This window comes from Pseudomonadota bacterium (assembly GCA_018817425.1).
GTDB lineage: Bacteria > Desulfobacterota > Desulfobacteria > Desulfobacterales > RPRI01 > RPRI01.
Window position 1 is genome coordinate 1 of the sequence record JAHITX010000101.1, and the last position, 17,630, is coordinate 17,630.

Here is a 17,630-nt window from a genome sequence, read left to right on the forward strand (position 1 = left end):
GCAGTCTGCCGGCAATCGTCCGCTTCCCGGATGGAATTACAGAATGCCGGTAAAGAATCTTTATTTGAGCAGCGCCAGCGGACATCCCGGAACCGGAGTTATAGGTGGAGGCCGCGCAGCAGTTCAGGCAGTAATGGAAGACCTTGGAATTGATTTTGAAAAGGTAGCAGCAAAGAAATCATAACTACTCGGTGCAAACCGTATAAGAAATAATAGATTGCCATGCGGGAATAACATCCCGCGTGGCATATCTGCTGGTATATGGCTGATACAGGCAGGCCGATTTAACAAGCAAGAGTATCCTGATTGAAGAGGGAGAATAGCAGTCATGAAGATGTACAGTAAAGAAGGAGTCGAGATGATGGATATGTTATCCATGTCTCGCGAAGGTGAGAACCTGGTAGTTAAAGGAAAAATGATGGGCGCAATGCTTGCTACCATATATGTAAAACCTAAAGATCTCTGGCAGTCTTTAGGCCTGTTGTCTTTTTCAATTATTGTTTATATGCCTGTAATGCTGGTAAAAGGTTTTTTAGCAAACAAAAAAGATAAATAATTACCGGATGTATTAATAAAATATTAAACTATTTTTTAAGTAGAGAAAAAGGAGGAGCATATGAGATTAAAAGATAAAGTTGCCATTGTAACCGGTGGGGCTGTAGGTATCGGCAGGGAAATGGCTGTTGCTATGGCTAAAGAAGGCGCTGATATCGTAGTAATAGATGTTGCCGATAATATGGATGATGTTATTAAAGCGGTTGCGGCAGCCGGTCGTAAATGTTTGGCAATAAAAGCAGATATTACAAAAAGAACTGAAATACAGGCAGCGATTGACAAGGCTGTAGCTGAATTGGGGAAAATTGATATTCTTGTAAATAACGCAGCTATTTATCCTTTCGCTCCTTTTCTGGAAACTACAGATGAACTATGGCACCAAACTCTTGAAGTAGGATTGTACGGTACATTTCTTTGCAGCCAGATTGCTGCAAGAGAAATGGTAAAAAAAGGCTATGGCAAGATAATCAATATCGCATCAACACAGGGTATTCTTGGGATTCCTCTTACTGCTTCCTATACTGCTGTAAAAGGTGCTGTTATAGCGCTGACCAGAGAAATGGCCACGGAATTAAGCCCTGCAGGAATAAATGTAAATTGCCTTGCACCGGGTTTGACCCTGACCGATCATGCCAAGTCGGCAATGCCGCCTGAAGTAATGGCTTTTATGGGAGCAGCAGTTCCGATTAAAAGACTTGCAGATCCTTCGGATTATAATGGTATTATAATTTTCTTGGCATCAGATGAATCAAAATATTCAACAGGAGCCACATTCTGCGTAGATGGCGGAATCGGCAGCACTATGCTTCCTGGCCTTCCTCCAGGCTGATGAAAATGGGATGAAAGTTGTAGTCTTATCGTTATTTTATGCTGATATAATGATTTCAATAATTAAATAACAAATGACAAAATTATAGGCCAAAGTCATAGATAATTGACTTTGGCCTTCTTGTTTTTATAATAAGTCCAGCGATAAATTTAATTTACTTACAGCCTTAATAATTATCGCTGAATTGTTGTATGCTTTCAGGACTTATTTGCTATATATCATAGTAAAGCATAAATTCATGCGGATGTGGGCGAAGTCTTACCGGATTAATTTCATGCTTAGTTTTATATTCAACCCAGTTATCTATTACATCCTGAGTGAAAACGCCGCCTTTCAACAAGAATTCCTTATCTTCCTTTAATGCACTTAATGCCTCATCAAGAGAGCCGGGAGCTGTCGGGATATTTGCAAGTTCTTCCGGCGGAAGATCGTATATGTTCTTGTCAAGAGGATCTCCCGGATGGATCTTATTTTCAATTCCGTCTAATACAGCCATCAGAATTGCAGAAAAAGCAAGATATCCGTTACAGGACGGATCAGGAGTTCTGAATTCAATCCGTTTTGCTTTTGGAGATGTTGAGTACATGGGAATACGGACAGAAGCGCTTCTGTTTCTGCTTGAATATGCAAGATTTACTGGTGCTTCAAATCCGGGAACAAGTCTTTTATAAGAATTTGTTGTAGGATTGGTAAATGCACAAAGAGCTTTGCAGTGTTTTAAGATTCCACCAATGGCATAAAGCGCTTCTTGAGATACGCCTGCATATTTATCACCGGCAAAAAGTGTATTGCCGTCTTTCCATATACTTACATGTACGTGCATCCCGGAGCCATTATCTTCAAAAAGCGGTTTTGGCATAAATGTAACTGTATGGCCGTTTCTGTAGGCCACATTTTTCAGCACATATTTAAACCACATCAACTGATCTCCCATTAAAGTAAGAGGCTTAAACCGCATATCAATCTCGGCCTGTCCTGCTGTGGCCACTTCATGATGCTGGCATTCCATTTCTATTCCAAGCTCTTCAAGGGTGAGCATCATTTCAGTTCGAAGATCCTGAAATTTATCCATGGGCGGAACGGGAAAATAACCTTCTTTATGCCTTGGTTTATATCCTAAATTCGGGCATTCATCCCTGCCTGTATTCCAAATTGCTTCTTCTGAATCAATTATATAAAAAGCACTGTTTTTCTGTGAATCAAAACGTATATCATCAAAAATAAAAAATTCAGCTTCAGGACCAAAAAACGCAGTATCACCAATACCGGTTGTTTTAAGATAAGCTTCCGCTTTTTTAGCAATATATCTTGGATCACGTGAATAAGGTTCCCTTGTTATAGGATCTACAATATTGCATATCAATACAAGTGTTGGTACTTCATAAAACGGATCAATTTGAGCTGTTGCGGGATCAGGAATAACAAGCATATCACTTGCATTTATAGGCTGCCATCCTCTTATGCTTGAAGCATCAAACCCGAAACCGTCTTCAAAACTTGATTCATCCAGTTCGCTCAAGGGAACTGTAAAATGTTGCCAATGACTTGGAAAATCAACAAACCGTAAATCTACAACCTTTGCACCTTTTTCTTTTGCAAAATTTAATACCTCTTTTGGATTCATGATACATCTCCTTCAATAAAATTTATTATTTTGTTAATCAGGATTAAAAAATATTAATAAAGCACCAACCCTAAAATTGATTAAATAATCATCATACCAATATGTTATATAGCAATATATTGCATTTTAATGTTGGCATAAATAAGACGTACTAATCATAAAGCATTTCTATAATTGTTTTTTAAATAAGAAACTTAGAGGATGCGTGTGTACTCAAACAAATTAATCAAACAGATTATACCGGATCTATAAAGCGTCCTTTCCCTTTTCGCCCGTTCTAACCCTTACAGCTCCTTCAATCGGAATCACAAAAATCTTTCCGTCTCCTAATTTCCCTGTATTTGCAGCCTTGATGATTGTCTCAACCACATTACTCGCCATTGCAGCTTCAACAACAATTTCAATTTTTATCTTGGGAATAAAGTCAACTACATATTCGGCTCCGCGATAAATTTCCTTATGGCCCTTCTGCCGGCCGTATCCTTTAACTTCAGATACCGTCATACCGTGAACCCCGATTTCATTAAGGGCTTCTTTAACATCATCCAGCTTAAAAGGCTTTATTATAGCTTCAATCTTTTTCATATTCCCACACCCTCCATATTCTTTATTTTCACATTGTATATCCAACTTCATTATGTAAATTCACATCAAGACCCTGTATTTCTTCTTCCTCAGTTACCCTGAGGCCAACAATATAATTTATTATCTTAACAATCACAATAGTAACTATCACTGAATAGGTGATAGCAGCTGCTATGCCAATTGCCTGTATCAAAACCAGTTTCGGATTTCCATAAAAAAGACCATCAGCGCCTGCCGGGTTAATTGCCTTTGATGCAAAAAGACCTGTTGCAAAAGCTCCCCATACACCGCCTATCCCATGTACTGCTACCACATCAAGTGCATCATCATATCCGAATTTGCTTTTAAGAGACATCGCTAAACAGCATATAATTCCTGCAACCAGACCTATAGATATCGCGGAAACCGGTCCCACAAAACCGGCTGCCGGAGTAATTGCAACTAGTCCTGCAAGCGCACCTGAAGCAGCTCCAAGAGTAGTAGGTTTTCCATGATATATCCACTCCACCATTATCCATGAAACCGCTGCTGCTCCTGCTGAAAGCTGAGTTGTAATAAGCGCCATTGAAGCAAGCCCTCCGGCCGACAACGAACTGCCGGCATTAAATCCAAACCATCCGAACCAGAGAATCCCTGTCCCAAGAAGCGTCATTGTAAGATTATGAGGCATTATGGCATCCTTTCCCCAACCTTTACGCTTTCCTATCATAAATGCAACAACCAGGGCTGCTGCTCCTGAATTTATATGAATTACAGTTCCCCCCGCAAAGTCAAGGGCTCCAAGTTTTCCAAGCCAACCGCCACCCCATACCCAATGACAGACAGGAAAGTAAACAAAAGTTGTCCAAAGAACTGTAAAAATAATAAACGCCGAAAATTTCATTCTTTCTGCATAAGCACCTGTTATCAACGCTGGTGTTATAATTGCAAACATCAGTTGGAAGGCACAAAACAAAATGTGCGGTATACTATCGGAATAGGGGCCGGGAGAAAATCCAACCCCATTTAGAAAAGCCCAATCGAAATTACCTATAAAACCATGAATATCAGGCCCAAAAGCAAGCGAATAACCATAAAAAACCCATATTATAGAAACTATTCCTAAGCTGATAAAACATTGAAGTATTATAGAAAGAACATTTTTTGATCGGACAAGCCCTCCGTAAAACAGACCCAATCCGGGAGTCATAAACATAACAAGCATTGTTGAGACAAGCATAAAAGCCGTATCACCCGAATTTATCATGATTCAAACCTCCGTTAAACTTTTCTCGCCAATAATCCATGGCGGATTTACACATTGATTTACAGTTATTCAGATAACACAGAAGAAAATATAAAGCTGAATAGCTACAGTTATATTTCAACAAAGCTTTATAAAACCGTTTTTGTAATTACCTCTGATATTGCAGCTTTGATTGAAGATACCTGGTCTTCTGAATCAACTTTTTGCCCATCAAAATCAATCACATAAAAAACATCAACAACCTGGTCTATTTTTGTTGCGATTTTTGCAAGTTTTATATCCAAACTGCACGAAAACAACGCATTTGTAATTTTGTATAAAAGCCCGGGGAAATCATATGAAAATACCTCTATAATTGTAAAAAAACTTGAACTGTTGTTATCTATATTTATTTTATGCATCTTACCTGTCAAATGCGGTTTAGGATAAGATATCTCTAAGAGCTTTTCTTTGATAGCAGAGGTAAGCTCCAATTTGCCGGAAAGTGCCGATTCAAGAGTTACTTTGGCTTTCGCCCATTTATTTTCCTCAAATATCTGATCGGCCGGCGGCTTAAGTGTGAAAATATCAAGAGCGATACCGTTTTTCCATGTGTTGATTCTTGCATCTAATATATCAAGACCGTTTAAAGTATAAACTCCGGCTATTTTGGAAAAAAGGCCGGGCCTGTCTTTGGCGCAGATAGTAACAATTCTTGTATCTGATTCTAAATGACTTTCTATTTTCCAGACAAATTCGGATGTACCAAGAGTACTATAGAGTCTGTAATGTTCTAAGAGCTCATGGTCCGGTGTGGACAGAAGATATCTTGGCGAAAGAGCTTTTATGTGATTTTCAACATCATGTTCGGTCTTTGCGGATCGAATAGAATTTAATAATCTTTGCTTTTTGCTTTCAATAAGTCCAAAAGCTTCGCTTGATGCCAGCTCTCCTTTTTCCATTATGTTTAGTACTTTTAAAAAAAATTCTCTTAATAAAGAAAAAGTCCAGTTGTTCCAGGCCTTGTGTCCTGTGGCTATGGAATCTGCAACGGTAAGAAGATAAAGCATCTTTAAAAGTTCAGTGTCTTTGATCAGCCCGGCACAGAAAACAGCGGTTTCTTCATCATTAATATCTCTTCTTGTAGCAGTCTTTATAAGCGTAAGATGTTCTTGAGTAAGAAATGCAACCGTATCTATCTTATCCTGTTTGAATTTCATCCTGGCAAGAATCGCCTGTACGATTTTCGCGCCGCGTTTGGAATGCCCGCCCCCTGATTCTCCTTTTCCGATATCATGCAAAAGAGCTGCCCATAAAAGCAGTTTTTTGTTTTTCAATTCCTGGTATAAATTACCACATAGCCAGTCTCCGGTTATGTCATCTTTGGTGCCGAAATGTTTAATAGTTCGAACAGTACGTAAAGAATGTCTGTCAACGGGATAAATATGATATTCATTAAACTGGATTATGTTTACTATTCCTTTAATCTCCGGAATGAAATGTTCAAGAAAGCCCGTGTTTAACATTTCTGTAAGAACATTAAATGAAGCAGGTGCTGAAACAAGAATCTTTTCAAAAGACCTGATAACCGAACCCGAAGATCTGAAAGTGTCATCTATAAGGTATCCAAATTCTTTTACCAGTCTTTTGGATTCAGCGCTTAATGGAATTTTAAGATTAGTACTTTCCTCAAATATTTTTATCAACAACTCAGGATCAGCCAGTATTTTTTCGGACGAAGTAAAATTAAGTGATCCTCTTTGTGTTACTTCAAGACCATCTGCTTTTGTTTGTTTTAAAAGCTTTCTTTTGCGTAGCAGCTTTTTATCATAGCCGAATTCATAGAGAAACATCTTAAGCTGCTGTTTTATAAATTCCATTTTGCCGTGAAGTTCTCCTAAAAATCTCTCCACAGGCTTATGGCCGTTTTCCAGCTTGAATTTTAATGCATTGGCCAATTTTGTCTGGTATTCAAAATACAACTGGTCACATTTTCTCGCTGCAAGGCGGTGCAGTCGGTTTCTTACATGCCATACAAAAGAAAGGCATTCCGAAAGATCATTGAACTCATTGTGGGATAGGTAACCATAGTATTCAAGATCTCTTGGTTTTTTAATATCGGAGATAATACGCGCTATCCAGAGAATGGTATGATAATCTCTTAGCCCCCCTTGACCTTCCTTTATATTGGGCTCAAGCATATAAGCTGAATCACCGAAACGCTGATGGCGTAATGAATTGCTTTCAACAAGCCACTTGATAATACACCTGGAGTCTTTCTTAAGAATTTTGTTATGAAGCTGTTCCATAAGTCTTGAATACAGAAATGACATCCCGCATACAAAACGAGCATCCAGCATCGATGTAAGTACCTGATAATCACTTCCGCCAAGGCTGATGCATTCTTTCAAAGAACGTGTTGCATAGCCAACCTCAAGGCCAATATCCCATAAAGGATATACAACCTCCTTTATAAGCTTTTCGGTATGTTCAGGAATTTTGTTTTCGAAAAGGAAAAGAAGATCAACATCTGAAAAAAGGCATTGTTCTTCACGGCCGTAACCGCCAAGAGCAATTATTGCAAAAGGGTTCCCAGCAATCGCCATAACAGGCCCTATTTTACTTTTTTCAAAACTTTCGAAAAAATAATTATCCATAAGTCTCGAATGCTTTTCGAGAAACACCGGCGAATATTCTTTCAGAGATTCCGAATAAAGCTTTTCTCTTTCCCGCCGCAATGTCTCTGCTGCATTTTCGTACTTGATATTGATTCTATGCAAATTTTCCTTGGCGCCTATAATCATAAATAATTTTTCCTTTTCGTTAACTTAAAAAGCAACAGCCATGCCAAAATTTTACAGATAAGATATAATTGATATATTATATGGTTATGCATATATAAGCATCCATATGAAATATTTATATGAACAATAATGTAATATTATATTACAAATTTGTAACTGAAATGGGATTTTATATGATAGATATTACCAGATTATTATTGATATGGCATTATTATTTTAATACCGGCACAGAATATCCTGGCAAAACGCATATTTTCAAGTCGTACATACCAAAACCCTTTCAGAAAAAAGGAAAGGAGGCTCTTGATTTATTATAAGCAGTAAACTAAAATGCCTGTCATGTCTGAATGCAAACATAATATACTTGTGCTGCTACCGCAAAAAAGCAACCGGATCAGATGCGTTCATTGCCATTTGACGCTAAAGACTGATGAACTTGAGGATGGATACTGTCCGGAATGTTTTGAGGCACAAGGTAAAAAACATTATGATTTTGAAGAAGTAAAGTCTCCAGAAAATGCCAAAACCATCTATCGGTGTGATGGCTGCGGTATTATGATTGAATGCGATTAATCCCTTTTCACTGTTCGATATGAACGAAAAGGCAATTCGGGTTGAAGATATCTTTGATATGACTTGCAACTATTACGATAACGACATTGCTGACATACAAAAGTGTGTTTTTTGGGATTTCCCTTTTTGGGGCAAAGAATATATTTTCCTTCCTTATTTATTGTCATTCACATTATTCCTTAAAGAGCGGCCAGTAACCTTTCATGAATATTTTCAAAACCTCCGTTTGACATTATAAGGATAAGATCGCCTGATTTTGCTGTTTTTACAAGAAAATCAATTATGGATTGCGTGTTGTTGAAAAAATAAGCGTCTTTTCCCTTTATCTTAAGATCCTCTACCAGTTTTTCGGAAGAAAATCTTTCATCAAAAGGTATCTTTTCAAGAAGAGGTGGTTTGCTTATACAAATGATATCAGCATCATCAAATGACAGTGGATATACATCCTGAAAAACCTTTCGCATGCTTGAATTTGTTCTAGGCTCAAATACAGCAATCAGCCGCCCTTTAGGGTAAAAAGGTTTTAGAGCTTTCACTGTTTCTTTTACGGCAGTTGGATGATGGGCAAAATCATCCATTACCGTAATGCCTTGTTTTTCTCCGCGCACTTCCTGCCTTCTTTTTATTCCCTCAAATGTTTCAAGAGCTTCATATATTGTATCAACCGGGATATAGAGACTATCGGCAGCAGCAATTACCGAAAGAGCATTTAACAAATTATGCTCCCCTACAAGTTTTGTTTTAAATGTCCCGAAAGTCTTTTCTTTTTTCATTACCTCAAAAAACGTCCAGGGCGATTCAATTTTAAATGAACCAAGCTTCCAATCGGAAGCGCTGTTTTTCCCGTACTGCTCTACTCTGCAATTACTTTTCCCTAAAAGGGATTTGATATTATCATCAGTATCAAATGATATAAGCCTGCTATCCGGAGATATCTTTTCTATCATTTTGCCGAAAGTTTCTTTCACATGATCAAGATCTCTGAATATATCGGCATGATCAAATTCTATACTTGTAAGGATTGCTATTAACGGGTCAAAATGAAGAAACTTGGGCCCTTTATCGAAAAAAGCGGTGTCATATTCATCGCCTTCCACAACAAAATACTTCCCTTTCCCTATCCTGTAATTGCTGTTAAAGTTTTTTGTAATGCCACCTATCATAAAGGATGGATCAAGACCTGCTTTGTAAAGCACCCATGCCAGTATGGATGTTGTTGTTGTTTTTCCATGAGTACCTGTAACAATGAGGCTGTTTTTACCTTCTGCTGCAAACCGGTTTAAGGCCTGGGGCATGGAACAGTAATATAAACCCATTTCTGCCATTTTGACTGCTTCGGGATTTTCTCTTCTAACCGCATTTCCTACAATAACAAGATCAGGTTTATAAGAAAGATTATCGGAGCTAAAACCCTGCATAAGAGCAATTCCTTTTTCTGCAAGAAAATCGCTCATAGGAGGATATATCTTATCGTCAGAACCTGTTATTTCATAGCCCAAGTCTTTGAGCATGCATGCAAGCGCTCCCATTCCGGTTCCGCATACAGCAATTAAATGAATTTTTTTTATTTTTTCGGGAATTTTATTTTTATATAAATCCGGCAATTCAAATAATCCTTTAAACAAAATATTTACCTTAAAGATAAGGTAGGAATTTAATTCACCCCGTCCGGTTGATATAACTTCTTTTAATCAGTCTCTGTTCTAACCTAAGAAATATTTTTCCAGAAGTCTTTAGCCTCTTGCTTGGCAGTATTTGTCTTTAAATCATAATTGTTTGTTCCGGGAATGCTACCTCCAAGGCGCTGGATTCTTTCTTCAAGCGGAGGATGAGTTGAAAAAAGATAAATCAGACTTTTTCCTGACAGCGGATTTACAATAAACATATGAGCTGTTGAAGGATTTGCATCCATAGGAAGCTTTCTGGAATAGGCATCGAGTTTTGTGAGAGCTCCTGCAAGTCCGTTTGAATTACCGGCGATAACCGCTCCTGTGGAATCTGCCAAAAATTCTCTGGAGCGCGATATTGCCATCTGTATAATCGCAGCTGCAACAGGAGCCACAATCGACATGAGTATAAGCGAGATAAAGCCACCTCCATGATTGCTGTCATCACTTCTATGGCCGCCGAAGATAGCTGCAAACCGGGCCATATTGGCAAGCACCATAACAGCACCTGCAAGTGTTGCCGCAATAGAGCTTATCAGGATATCTCTGTTTTTTATGTGTGATAGTTCATGAGCAATAACACCTTCAAGCTCTTCTTTATTCATCAGATTAACAAGGCCTTTTGTAACAGCAACAACCGCATGCTCGGGATCTCTTCCTGTGGCAAAAGCATTCGGCGATTCTTCGGGTATTAAATAAACCTTCGGCATCGGCAGTCCGGCACGAGCCGTAAGCTTTTTTACTATCTCATATACAAGAGGCACATCACTTGAGGTAACTTGCCTTGCCTTATACATCTTTAATACAATCTTATCGGAAAACCAGTAGCTGATAAAATTTATTGCTGCTGCAAGGATAAGTGCTATAACCATTCCATGCACACCCCCCATTATCTGACCAATCCAGATAATAAATGCCGTCAATACGGCAAGCAACACTACGGTTCTTACGTTATTTCCCATAGCTGATAATCCTTCAAATAGTGTACTCAGGTTGCCATACCAATGGTTCACAATTCATAGTTCACAGTTGGTTGTCTTGAACCCTTAAACCGTGGACCTTGAACCCTTGAGCCCTGAACCCTGAACCCGATCAGTTTTATTTTTCTTTTGATTGCAACATTGCCTTAGCTGCCATGTTAATAGTTTGTTCTATATCATCTTCGCTGTGAGAATATGAAACAAACAACGCCTCAAACTGTGAAGGGGCAAGATAAATTCCATTATCAAGCATCTTTTTATAATAAGCCGCAAACATCTTAAGATCGCTTTTTTTTGCGCTTTCAAAATCAATAACCTTATCTTCCGTAAAAAACATGCCAAGCATGGAGCCTGATCTTGCAACAGATACTTTTATTCCCGCTTTTTCTGCAGCTTCCACAAGTCCATTAGCAAGCATTTCCGAATTGGCGTTTAATGATTCATAAAAACCGGGTTTTTTAAGCTCGGTTAAAGTTGCTATACCTGCGGCCATGGCAAGAGGATTGCCTGACAGTGTGCCGGCCTGGTAAACCGGCCCCTGGGGAGCAATATGTTCCATTATCTCACGTTTTCCGCCATATGCCCCTACAGGAAGACCTCCTCCGATAATTTTCCCAAGGCATGTCAAATCAGGCACAACTCCATACACGGACTGCGCACCACCGTAAGCAACCCTGAAACCGGTCATTACTTCATCAAATATTAAAAGACTGCTGTATTTTATGGTAAGCTTTCTTAAGGCTTCTAAAAATCCATCGCAAGGAAGCACAAGTCCCATATTTCCGGCAACAGGTTCTACTATTATGCAGGCAACTTGCGAGCCGTATTTTTCCATAGCTTCTTCAACACTTTTAATATCATTAAAAGGAAGGGATAATGTTGATGAAACAAAAGATTCCGGGACTCCGGGACTTCCGGGAATTCCAAGAGTGGCAACGCCTGATCCGGCTTCAACAAGCAGTGCATCGGAATGACCGTGATAACAACCGTCAAACTTTATAATCATATCTCTTCCGGTAAAACCCCTTGCAAGCCTGATAGCACTCATTGTGGCTTCGGTTCCGGAATTAACCATCCGCACCATTTCTACAGAAGGTACGGCATCAATAATCATTTCTGCAAGTTTAATTTCTAAAATGGTAGGCGCTCCGAAACTGGTTCCGTTTTTTAGAGCCAAATTTATCGCAGAAACAACAGCATGATGTCTGTGGCCAAGAATCATAGGCCCCCATGAACCGATATAATCTATATATTCGTTTCCATCTTCATCAAAAATTCTTGCCCCATCGGCCCGGCTTATGAAAACCGGCTCCGATCCGACGGATTTGCATGCACGTACCGGACTGTTCACACCACCTGGGATTAATTTTTTTGCCTTATCAAAAAGCTTTTTGGAATATTCTCTTTTCAAAATATATTTTCATCCTTTTAAGGTCTGTTAAATTTTTAATTTAATAATATGGTAATATAAGTTATGTTCAGCTTATAGTCAAAATATTAAAGCATGACAGCTTTATAAAAAGAGCCAGTTTCAAAAGTATAATAATATTTTTTTCAAAGCCGTCAATTATATATCATAGAACCATAAAGCAAAAACAGGGCATTAAAATGCAATACGGAAAATACGGTTTTAAATGCTGTTTTGAAAGCGATGCAATACTACCTCCATATAAAGGCTCAACATTTCGGGGAATTTTCGGACATGCCTTAAAAAAGGTGGTTTGTGCGTTAAAAAGACAGGAGTGCGAAGATTGTCTTTTAAAAGAACGCTGTATATACACTCTTGTTTTTGAGACAAAGCATGCAGTAAAAGTTCCGGACGGACTGAGGATTTCCACGCCTCCCAATCCTTTTGTGATAGAACCTCCCATATCAAATGAAACCATGTATAAAAAAGGCTCGTCATTTGATTTTAATCTTCTGTTATTTGGAAATGTAAACAACAGCCTCGCCTATTTTATTTATGCTTTTGATCAGATAGGAAATACCGGCATCGGAAAAAGAATCGGGGAGAACAGAGGTGTTTTTTGTCTTAAAGAAGTAAAAGACAATAACGGCATAATCTATTCGGATAAAGACCGCTCACTTGTTAAATCCGAAGAAGCGGAAGAATTAATATTAAAGGATCATGCCGGAAATGATGGTTCAGTTTTTCGTATAAAACTTGTTCTTGAAACACCGCTAAGATTAAAATTTGAAAATCATCTCAAAGCCGACCTTCCCTTCCATGTTCTTGTACGCGCCATGTTAAGAAGAATTTCTTCTCTTTATACTTTTTATGATAACGGTGAACCTCCTCTTGACTATCGCGGTCTTGTTGAAAGAGCAAAAAATATCCGGATTGTAGAAGAAGATCTTTCATGGTTCGACTGGAAGCGTTACTCCAATCGGCAGGATCAGAAAATGCTCATGGGAGGAATCGCAGGTTCAATCACATATGAAGGCAGGATTGCAGAATATCTGCATCTAATTGAATTTTGTGAGAAAGTGCATATAGGCAAACAAACCACGTTCGGGCTTGGAAAGATAGGAATTGAAATTTAGAATGTGTCAGGTATAAGTATAGGGTGTAAAGTGTTAGGTGTTAAGTGTTAAGTTAAATCAACAAACAACACGATAATTTTCATGGCAAAATTGCAAAAATTAACTTATACTGGCAACCATGAATAAAGAACAAAAAATAATCAAATATTGGTCTGCGGCTTCTAAACAGGATTTTGAAACCGCAGAAATTCTTTTTGAGAATATGAGGTATCATCATGCGTTGTTTTTCTGTCACTTGAGTATAGAAAAAATTCTAAAAGCAATAATTGTGAAAAAAACACAAGAAGCGCCTCCTCTTCTGCACGATCTGGTTCGCTTGGCAGAAAAAGCAGTAATTGAATTGTCCGATAAAAAAAAGAATGAACTTGCGGAGATCAGTATTTTTAATATCGAAGCAAGATATGATGATTATAAATTCAGTTTCTATAAAAAGGCTAATAAAAGATTTACTGCAAAATATGTTAATAAAACGAGAAAGATTTTAATATGGTTAAACAAAAACCTTTAGGCAAAAAAGAGATTGATTCAATCAATAAATATAAAAAGCTCCTTAAGCAAAAAGGGATTAAAGTGTCAAAAGTAATCCTTTTTGGATCTCATGCAAAAGGAACGGCTAACCTGGAAAGCGATCTTGATTTAGCAGTAATTTCTTCACAGTTCGGACAAGACAATTTAAAAGAAATGATGCTTCTGCGTAAACTGGCTCTTGAGATAGATTCGCACATCGAGCCTTTACCTTTTTCTCCTCAAGATCTTGATGACCGATACAGCACACTTGTACAGGAAATTAAAAAATACGGAGTGACTATTTAGCTCATAATAAAAATTATGCATTTTAAAACCGTTTTGGCCGGATTCGAACTTAAGGGTAATCAGAATTATTAGAACGGGAGAAGTTTCTCGGATGATGAGGTTCATATTTTATAACACTTAACGCTTCGTCTCCCTCACGCCTGCGGCATACCTCACATATAACCTTTTTCAAATAATCCTGTTGCTTTAATAAAAACAAAGTGGTAGCCAATTTCCTGTCCTATTGCTCATTTTATTGTTTGTGTTTTCCGGAATAAGTAATCCCTTATCTCTTTTTAGTTTATACTCTCAGAAGGATTTAATATGACTGGATATAATAAAGCCCCGTACTTCAGGTAATTGAAGTACGGGGCTTTTTGTTTTCAGGATGAAATATTGAAATGAAAAATATACTTCTATCAGTAGTAGAATTGAGTCCGCAGGTAATTACGGAAACCTTGTATACTCTGCATCAAAACGGCCGTGAGGTGCATGCCTTGCATGTAATAACCACACGAAACGGAAGAGATATAGTTTTTGCTGATCTTCTAGTATGATAGATAAGAATATAATGGAAATTGTGTTATGATATCAACCGAAAAGAAGTTTCTTGCAACAATTAAACGGGGAGAGTCGGCGACAGTAGAGTTCAAATTGACTTTTGACCGTGAAACTGTTGAAACCCTTTGCGCCTTTGCCAACACCCGTGGAGGCATCGTTTTTATTGGCGTTTCTAATACAGGCGAAATCACCGGTGTTAAGATCGGTAAAGAGACTGTCCAGAACTGGGTCAATCAGGTTAAGCTGAGCACTTCAAACACTCTTATCCCGGATGTTGATGTCATTCCCTTTAAAGACAAAATGGTTGTTTCTTTATCTATATCGGAATATCCAATTAAACCTGTGGCATGCAAAGGAAGATATTTCAAGCGAGTCAAAAATGCCAATCACCAGATGAACATAACAGAAGTTGTGAATGAACATCTCAAAACATTCAATGTAAGTTGGGATTATTACATAGACGAATTTCATTCGGAAAAAGACATCTCTTTACAAAAGGTACAGATTTTCATTGACCGCATTAACCGATCCCGTGAGATTCCGGTTCTCGATAATCCGATAAAGGTTTTGCACAAATTCGAGCTTTTAAAAGATGGAAGAATTACACGCGCCGCTTTTTTTCTCTTCATGGCCGGCGAATCAAGTCTGAGCAGTATTGAACTTGGTCGTTTCCAGACACCCACTATTATCAAGGACGGTGCGAGGCTTAAAACGGATCTTTTTACCGAAGTGGATGGCACAATGGACTTTATCAAAAAGCATATAAATAAAGCCTATATTATTACAGGCAAGCCGCAAAGAGAAGAACGCTGGGACTATCCGCTCGATGCCCTGCGTGAAATTGTTGTCAATGCCATTGTACATCGCGATTATTCCAGCTCATCAGATTCGGTCGTTAAAATATATGATAATCAAATAGAATTTTTCAACCCCGGCGGGCTTCCTGAAGGACTTACCGTGGGAAAACTTCTTAAAGGAGAATATATCTCAGTTATCCGAAACAGAAAGATTGCAGATATGTTTAAGGAAGTCGGGTTGATAGAAAAATATGGTACAGGCATCCGCCGGATCCTTACAGGATTTAGAAACTATGGGTTGCCGGAACCCCGCTTTGAGGAATTTAGCGGCGGCTTCAGGGTTACGATTTATAAGCAGGCTGGTCAGGTAGCTCCTGCAGGATTTACCGACCAAGCCGAGGATGAAGTTACCGCACAAGTTACCGCACAAGTTACCGCACAAGTTTTGAACTATTGTCAAGAACCTCGAAAAGCATCTGAAATTATGGAGTTGCTTGAACTAAAACATTGGAAAACATTTCAAAAAAACTATCTTAATCCGCTGCTCGAAGCTGAATTAATTGAGCGAACAATTCCAGACAAACCCCGAAGCAGCAAGCAGAAATACCGGCGGACAGAAAAAGGGCGAATGTTTTTGAATAAGGCTGGAAGGAGTGAGAATTGAGATATGCGGCTTACGTTGGGTGTTCCGCTTTTCTTTAAAACCTTATTGAGTTAACTCATACAAAATCGAAATGAAAAATATACTGCTTTCAGTTGTTGGTTTAAGCACGCAGGTAATTACCGAGACCTTGTATGCTCTGCATCAAAACGGCCGTGAGGTGCATGCCTTGCATGTAATAACCACACGAAACGGAAGAGATATAGTTTTTGCTGATCTTCTGGCCGGAGGCAATGGTTATTATCATAAATATTTAAGTGAATACGAGATTGACCCTGATACCATTGATTTCGGTTATGAAAATATCCATGTAATCAGCGACAGTCATGGTGTTGAAATAGATGACATTATCAGCGAATCGGATAATGAGTATCTTTTACAACAATGTTTTGAGCTTGCATTTAAATTCACGAGAGAATCTGAAACAGCGGTATTTTTTTCAATAGCAGGTGGCAGAAAAACTATGAGCGCCTGCCTTACGCTTGCTGCGCAATTTTATGGAAGGCCGCAGGACAGGTTGTATCATGTACTGGTTTCCCCGGAATTTGAAAGCAACCGTAATTTCTATTTTCCTCCGAAACATTCCGAAGAAATTGAACTAAAAGATAAAAACGGGCAGGTATATTACAAGAGTACAAAGTATGCACAGATAAATCTTATTTCCGTTCCCTTCATATCTATAAGGGAAAAACTGTCAAAGGATTTTCTCAAAGAGCCCAAATCTCCCGGAGCGCTTATGCTTTCATTGATAAAAGAAGATGAAACAAAGCTCACGGTAAGCCTAAAATCAAAGAAGATATTATATAAAAACCTGGAACAGGACATTATGCCTGCCCATCTTGCTCTTTATGCCTTTTTTGCCTTGCGTAAAAATGAATGTCAGAAAAAAAGCTGCGGTGCATGCAGAGATTGTTTCGTGGATATTCAGACAATATTTAATAATCAAAACAGGATTACTGAAATATACAAAAAACTTTGCAAAACCAGACCGATTGAGGAAATGAGCGACAGCGGCATTACCGGCCTGGATAATAATAATTTCAACTCTTTTAAGTCAAAGATAAGAAAAACCCTACTCAACAAATTTGGCCCATACGCTTTAAAAGATATTGAAATAGCATCCATCGGGCAAAGGCCGGGAGTAAAGTACGGAATTTTGATGGATAAGGATAAAATGGAGTTTGTGTGTTGAAATGAACATAAATATAGACCGTTTCCCTTCGGATTTTATGTTTACACTTACAAAAGACGAATTTTCAAACTTGAAGTTCCATTTTGGAATATCAAGTTTGAACAGAAACTGGAAGGGCACGATGAGCAGATTCAAATTATTTTTCAGGCAATTAAAGAACTAATGACGCCTCCGGAAAAACCGAAGCGTAAAATAGGTTTTGCCATAAAAGAAAAACAACGAACGTACAGCAAGATTAAAC

17 protein-coding genes are annotated in these 17,630 nt (G+C 38.4%); 10 read left to right on the plus strand and 7 right to left on the minus strand.

Features of this window, described 5'->3' with window-relative positions; all coding sequences use genetic code 11:
* The 3 genes from KKC46_17840 to KKC46_17850 all read left to right on the plus strand — a co-directional run.
* On the plus strand, positions 1 to 184 hold a 184-nt coding region (locus KKC46_17840; protein MBU1055664.1), incomplete at its 5' end, for an NAD(P)/FAD-dependent oxidoreductase.
* A 144-nt stretch (positions 185 to 328) separates the two neighbouring features.
* Entirely contained in the window at positions 329 to 556 is a 228-nt protein-coding gene (locus KKC46_17845; GenBank protein ID MBU1055665.1) for a hypothetical protein, read from the plus strand.
* 60 nt (positions 557 to 616) lie between these two features.
* Complete coding sequence (locus tag KKC46_17850) at positions 617 to 1,384, plus strand: glucose 1-dehydrogenase (protein ID MBU1055666.1); 768 nt, start codon at positions 617 to 619, stop codon at positions 1,382 to 1,384.
* 211 nt (positions 1,385 to 1,595) lie between these two features.
* Here KKC46_17850 and glnA read toward each other — a convergent pair whose 3' ends face one another.
* The 4 genes from glnA to glnD all read right to left on the minus strand — a co-directional run bounded on the left by glnA (position 1,596) and on the right by glnD (position 7,622).
* Positions 1,596 to 3,008 (minus strand): type I glutamate--ammonia ligase, encoded by a 1,413-nt coding sequence (glnA, locus tag KKC46_17855; protein ID MBU1055667.1) that lies wholly within the window; start codon positions 3,006 to 3,008, stop codon positions 1,596 to 1,598.
* A 246-nt stretch (positions 3,009 to 3,254) separates the two neighbouring features.
* The gene (locus KKC46_17860; protein MBU1055668.1) at positions 3,255 to 3,593 is read right to left on the minus strand and encodes a P-II family nitrogen regulator; all 339 of its coding nucleotides are present in this window, start codon (positions 3,591 to 3,593) and stop codon (positions 3,255 to 3,257) included.
* A 28-nt stretch (positions 3,594 to 3,621) separates the two neighbouring features.
* The gene (locus KKC46_17865; protein ID MBU1055669.1) at positions 3,622 to 4,836 is read right to left on the minus strand and encodes an ammonium transporter; all 1,215 of its coding nucleotides are present in this window, start codon (positions 4,834 to 4,836) and stop codon (positions 3,622 to 3,624) included.
* A 131-nt stretch (positions 4,837 to 4,967) separates the two neighbouring features.
* Positions 4,968 to 7,622 carry a [protein-PII] uridylyltransferase gene (gene glnD, locus KKC46_17870; GenBank protein MBU1055670.1) on the minus strand — a complete coding sequence of 885 codons (2,655 nt, stop codon included), beginning with the start codon at positions 7,620 to 7,622 and terminating at the stop codon, positions 4,968 to 4,970.
* 330 nt (positions 7,623 to 7,952) lie between these two features.
* On the opposite strand from glnD, the gene KKC46_17875 reads away from it, so the two are divergent.
* Entirely contained in the window at positions 7,953 to 8,195 is a 243-nt protein-coding gene (locus KKC46_17875; GenBank protein MBU1055671.1) for a hypothetical protein, read from the plus strand.
* 179 nt (positions 8,196 to 8,374) lie between these two features.
* Here KKC46_17875 and mpl read toward each other — a convergent pair whose 3' ends face one another.
* From mpl to hemL, 3 genes are all read right to left on the minus strand, one after another.
* Complete coding sequence (gene mpl / locus KKC46_17880) at positions 8,375 to 9,799, minus strand: UDP-N-acetylmuramate:L-alanyl-gamma-D-glutamyl-meso-diaminopimelate ligase (GenBank protein ID MBU1055672.1); 1,425 nt, start codon at positions 9,797 to 9,799, stop codon at positions 8,375 to 8,377.
* A gap of 104 nt (positions 9,800 to 9,903) precedes the next feature.
* On the minus strand, positions 9,904 to 10,824 hold the full coding sequence (gene htpX, locus KKC46_17885; GenBank protein MBU1055673.1) for a zinc metalloprotease HtpX: 921 nt from the start codon (positions 10,822 to 10,824) through the stop codon (positions 9,904 to 9,906).
* A gap of 136 nt (positions 10,825 to 10,960) precedes the next feature.
* Complete coding sequence (gene hemL / locus KKC46_17890) at positions 10,961 to 12,253, minus strand: glutamate-1-semialdehyde 2,1-aminomutase (GenBank protein MBU1055674.1); 1,293 nt, start codon at positions 12,251 to 12,253, stop codon at positions 10,961 to 10,963.
* A 197-nt stretch (positions 12,254 to 12,450) separates the two neighbouring features.
* Here hemL and cas6 point away from each other — a divergent pair, with 197 nt between their 5' ends.
* From cas6 to KKC46_17920, 6 genes are all read left to right on the plus strand, one after another.
* On the plus strand, positions 12,451 to 13,386 hold the full coding sequence (cas6, locus tag KKC46_17895; protein MBU1055675.1) for a CRISPR system precrRNA processing endoribonuclease RAMP protein Cas6: 936 nt from the start codon (positions 12,451 to 12,453) through the stop codon (positions 13,384 to 13,386).
* 118 nt (positions 13,387 to 13,504) lie between these two features.
* Positions 13,505 to 13,894 carry a HEPN domain-containing protein gene (locus tag KKC46_17900; protein MBU1055676.1) on the plus strand — a complete coding sequence of 130 codons (390 nt, stop codon included), beginning with the start codon at positions 13,505 to 13,507 and terminating at the stop codon, positions 13,892 to 13,894.
* Positions 13,873 to 14,199 (plus strand): nucleotidyltransferase domain-containing protein, encoded by a 327-nt coding sequence (locus tag KKC46_17905; GenBank protein ID MBU1055677.1) that lies wholly within the window; start codon positions 13,873 to 13,875, stop codon positions 14,197 to 14,199. The genes KKC46_17900 and KKC46_17905 overlap by 22 nt, the downstream gene beginning before the upstream one ends.
* A gap of 380 nt (positions 14,200 to 14,579) precedes the next feature.
* Complete coding sequence (locus KKC46_17910) at positions 14,580 to 14,735, plus strand: hypothetical protein (GenBank protein ID MBU1055678.1); 156 nt, start codon at positions 14,580 to 14,582, stop codon at positions 14,733 to 14,735.
* 28 nt (positions 14,736 to 14,763) lie between these two features.
* Positions 14,764 to 16,200 carry a putative DNA binding domain-containing protein gene (locus KKC46_17915; protein ID MBU1055679.1) on the plus strand — a complete coding sequence of 479 codons (1,437 nt, stop codon included), beginning with the start codon at positions 14,764 to 14,766 and terminating at the stop codon, positions 16,198 to 16,200.
* A 70-nt stretch (positions 16,201 to 16,270) separates the two neighbouring features.
* Positions 16,271 to 17,389, plus strand: coding sequence for a TIGR02584 family CRISPR-associated protein (locus KKC46_17920; protein ID MBU1055680.1), 1,119 nt, complete (start codon positions 16,271 to 16,273; stop codon positions 17,387 to 17,389).
* Positions 17,390 to 17,630: the final 241 nt, after the last annotated feature.